Origin of the sequence: Streptomyces sp. NPDC006385 (assembly GCF_040612485.1) — a bacterium.
Classification (GTDB): domain Bacteria; phylum Actinomycetota; class Actinomycetes; order Streptomycetales; family Streptomycetaceae; genus Streptomyces.
On sequence record NZ_JBEXQG010000156.1, the window covers coordinates 1 to 3,806 of the forward strand.

4 protein-coding genes are annotated in these 3,806 nt (G+C 71.6%); 2 read left to right on the top strand and 2 right to left on the bottom strand.

Annotated elements, in window-relative coordinates:
• Window positions 1–251: 251 nt before the first annotated feature.
• The gene (locus tag ABZ078_RS44155) at window positions 252–992 is read left to right on the top strand and encodes a class I SAM-dependent methyltransferase (RefSeq protein WP_356584316.1); all 741 of its coding nucleotides are present in this window, start codon (window positions 252–254) and stop codon (window positions 990–992) included.
• A 49-nt stretch (window positions 993–1,041) separates the two neighbouring features.
• Here the strand turns inward: ABZ078_RS44155 and ABZ078_RS44160 are convergent, their stop codons facing one another.
• Both ABZ078_RS44160 and ABZ078_RS44165 read right to left on the bottom strand, forming a co-directional pair.
• Window positions 1,042–1,500 carry an Rrf2 family transcriptional regulator gene (locus ABZ078_RS44160; RefSeq protein ID WP_356584318.1) on the bottom strand — a complete coding sequence of 153 codons (459 nt, stop codon included), beginning with the start codon at window positions 1,498–1,500 and terminating at the stop codon, window positions 1,042–1,044.
• A 56-nt stretch (window positions 1,501–1,556) separates the two neighbouring features.
• The gene (locus tag ABZ078_RS44165) at window positions 1,557–2,783 is read right to left on the bottom strand and encodes an acyl-CoA dehydrogenase family protein (RefSeq protein WP_356584322.1); all 1,227 of its coding nucleotides are present in this window, start codon (window positions 2,781–2,783) and stop codon (window positions 1,557–1,559) included.
• 563 nt (window positions 2,784–3,346) lie between these two features.
• Between ABZ078_RS44165 and ABZ078_RS44170 the strand changes: the two genes are divergently transcribed.
• Window positions 3,347–3,806, top strand: a 460-nt coding sequence (locus tag ABZ078_RS44170; protein WP_356584320.1) for an ABC transporter substrate-binding protein, incomplete at its 3' end; no start/stop codon positions are given.

The window sequence follows — 3,806 nt, forward strand, 5'->3', positions numbered from 1 at the left end:
TCGAGCCAGACCTGCGGGGTCTGGCTGACACCCCACACACGCGGCGGGAACCCGTCGCTGCTCACCGCGCTCATGACGTCTCCTCGGAGTTCCTCGGGTGTCCTCGCCTGCTTCCGTCACGAACGTAGGCGCGGATCGTGCCGAGGTCAGTCGTCCCAGCCCCCCGTTCAGGGTGGTGCCAGCACCCCGATCGGCTGTCCTGCGGGGAAAATCAGGTGCCCTGGCACGGTGGCCGGCAGTACGGTCCCGGCGTGATCGAGGACGACGGCTACTTCGGAGAGAACATCGCGGCCGACTACGACGCGTCGACAGCGGACATGTTCCGCCCCGACGTGGTGGACCCGGCGGTCGACCTGCTGGCCGAACTCGCCGGGGACGGCCCGGCCCTCGAACTCGGCGTCGGCACCGGCCGGATCGCGCTGCCGCTGGCCGCCCGTGGGGTGCCGGTGCACGGGATCGACATGTCCCGCGCCATGGTGGACCGGCTGCGCGCCAAGCCCGGCGGTGACGCCGTCGACGTGACGATCGGCGACTTCGCGACGACGCGGGTGGCGGGCGAATTCGCCCTCGCCTACCTCGTCTTCAACACGATCGCCAATCTGACGACCCAGGACGCGCAGGTCGAATGCTTCCGCAACGCGGCCGCCCATCTGCGGCCCGGCGGCTGCTTCGTCGTCGAGGTGGGCGTACCCGAGCTGCGCAAGCTTCCGGCCGGACAGACCGCCGTGCCGTTCCACATCAGCGACACGCGCTGGGCGTTCGACACCTACGATGTCGCCACCCAGGCGATGAGCTCGAACTACGTCACCCTCGTCGACGGCCGCGCCGAACACTGGTCCATCCCGTTCCGGTACGTCTGGCCGGCCGAGCTGGACCTGATGGCCCGGCTCGCCGGGCTGCGCCTGCGCGACCGGTGGGAGGACTGGACGCGCGAGCCGTTCACCAGCGAGAGCGCCAAGCATGTGTCGGTGTGGGAGAAGCCGGCCGACTGAGGATCGACGGCCCCGTCCACGACCGGTAGCCGTCCGGCCGGTCGTTCCGTCAGGGATTCGTCCACGCCTCGGGATCGTCCGCGAGGCTCAGGACGTCGTCGGGCAGCTTGGCCGCGGCGACATGGGCCAGCGTGACCTCTCCGAGGATCTTGCGGACATTGGCGCGTACGGCGATCCACAGCGGCAGCAGGGACTGCGCGGGGCCGATGTAGGAGAGGTCGGGCGGGCGGACGCCGCGCACCGAGACCAGGGGGCCGTCCGCCACCCGGATCACGTCGGCGATGGCGATCGACTCGGCCGGGCGGGCGAGCCGGTAACCGCCCTTGCCGCCGCGCTGACTGACCACGAGGCCGCCCCTGCGCAGGTCGCCCAGGATGCCCTCGAGGAACTTGTGCGGAATGCCCTGTGCCTCGGCGATCGCTTCGGCCTTCAGCGAGGTGTCGTCCCCTGCCGCGGCCAGCTCCAGCGCCGCCCGCACCGCATAGTCCGCCCTCGCCGAGATCCGCATGCTGAGATTATCCATCACCGCCGTGCCGCGGCCGGCCTCGCCCACCCGCCTCTCGGTCAGATGGGAAGGCTGAAGGCAGGATGCGCGCCGTGGAGGACGTAGTCGCCCACCTCGCGCAGTCGGTGGGCGACCGGCTCGCGCAGGGTGTGCGTACGCGTGTCACGCCAGAAGCGGTCCAGGCCGTGTCGCGTGAAGGCGGCCGACGCGCCGACGGCGTCCAGGGCGCGGGTCGTGATCTCCTGCGCGGCCCGGGAGGCGGCGGCCTCGGCCGCGCTCGCGAGGACGGCGATCTCCGCGCACTCGTCGTCGTCGAGGCCCTCGCCCCGCGCGAGGCCCTCCGACAGCGCCGCCACCGCCTGGTCGGCGAGGGCGGACGCGGCACGCGCGGCGACGGCGAGCTCGCCGTACGCGGTCAGCACGTACGGGTCCGGTGGCGGGCACCCCGGCCAGGGATGGGGCGGCTTGCCCGGCCGGAGAGTGGCGGAGAGCGGCTGCCAAAGGGGCCGCACCGCCCTTGCGTGCTCGCGGACCTCACCGAGCAGCCCCTCGGCGACACCGAGGCAGAACTGGGCGGAGACCAGCCGTGCGGCCGGCGCGGCCAGGCCGGCGAAGGGCGACAGGGCGCCCTCGTCGGCGGACAGGGAGCCGAGTACGCCGTCGCTCGTCACCGGCACGGAGTCGAACCCCACGGCGCCGCCGGCCGCCAACCGCTGCCCGAAGGTGTCGCCGCCGCTGCCGCTCACCACGCCCGGGTGGGTGGGGTCGACCAGGACGGCGAGGGGCTCGCCGGTGCCGGGCACGGCGGCACGGACCACCAGCCGGTCGGCGACGCCGACGCCGGAGCCGTAGCCCTGATGGCCGTCCAGGAGATGGCCGTCGGCCGTGGGGGTGAGCATGAGCGGCGGTTCGTGCGAGGCGAGACCGCCGCCCCAGAACCACTGCCCCGCCGTGAACGCCCGCTCGACGCGTGCGGCGCGCTCGGGGCGGGCGAAGAACCGGGGGCTGTGCGACAGGAAGTAGTGGCTGCCCAGGAGGTGACCGACGGCGCCGTCGGCGGCGGCGACGGTCCGCACGACCGCGTAGGCGGTGCGCCAGTCGGCGCCCCCTCCACCGTGGGCAGCCGGTACGAGCAGGGTCAGCAGCCCCGATTCACGCAGCCGGGCGACCTCGTCGAGCGGCGGTCCGCCGACCTGTTCCCGCTCGACCGCGTCCGTGGCGAGGTCGTCCGCCAACTCACGGGCGATGTGCGGCCAGTCGACCGACCCGGCCACGGCTTCGGTCATGTCGTCGGCCGGCGGTGCGCTGGTCATGGCGGACTTCCTTTCCGGCACAGGGGAACGCTGTCCCGGGCTGCCCGGCCGACCCGGTCGGCGTCATCCTCACTCGCCCCACGGAGAAGGGTCAACACTTTCCTAGTAATTCGGTCGGGAACATAGGGAATATGCGTGACCTTGACCGCTTCCACTCCGACATCCGAGACGAGCGCGTCCATCATGTGAACACCCCCTTGGGATGCGGGCCGACTTCTGCCACGATCCCCATCAACCAGGTAGGAAAACTAGGAATCTGTGGGGTGGGGTGGCCATGCGTACGCGCAACCGCACGGACCTGCTGCCGCCCCTTCTGACCTCGCGTCGTCACATCGACTACGGGCATACGTGCAGCGCCATCTGTCGGCTCGTCTGAGACCGCCGCAGTACCCGCCCGCACCGCATCACCGCAGCACCCCCTGCCCCCCACCCGGCCCACCCGGACGGCAGGCGAACGGCGTGCCGGTGCGCTCCCGAAGGCTCCTCGCCTCCGTCGCCGTACCTTCCCGACCGCTCGTTCCCGAGAGGACACTTCCGTGTCTGCCGCAAGACCGCTCACCACCCTGCGCACCTTCGCCGTCATGGCCGCGCTCCCCCTGCTGCTGGCCTCCTGCGGCTACGGCTCCGAGTCCACCGCCGCCGGCAAACAGGCCGAGGTCGCGGCGGGCGCCAAGAAGCTCTCCGCCGACGAGGTGAAGATCGGCTACTTCCCGAACCTGACGCACGCCACCGCTCTGGTGGGCATCCAGGAGGGCCTGTTCCAGAAGGAGCTCGGCGGCACCGAGATCAAGCCGTCGACCTTCAACGCCGGGCCCTCGGAGATCGAGGCACTGAACTCCGGTTCCCTGGACATCGGTTGGATCGGCCCGTCCCCCGCGATCAACGGCTACACCAAGGCGGCCGGCAAGAACCTGCGGATCATCTCCGGTTCGGCGTCGGGCGGCGTGAAGCTCGTCGTGAACCCGGAGAAGATCAAGTCCCTGAAGGACGTCAAGG

What these genes read in the sequence shown, in the direction of transcription:
- ABZ078_RS44160 (WP_356584318.1), bottom strand. Translation starts at nt 1,500, where the DNA reads ATGCGGATCTCGGCGAGGGCGGACTATGCGGTGCGGGCGGCGCTGGAG.
- ABZ078_RS44165 (WP_356584322.1), bottom strand. Translation starts at nt 2,783, where the DNA reads ATGACCGAAGCCGTGGCCGGGTCGGTCGACTGGCCGCACATCGCCCGT.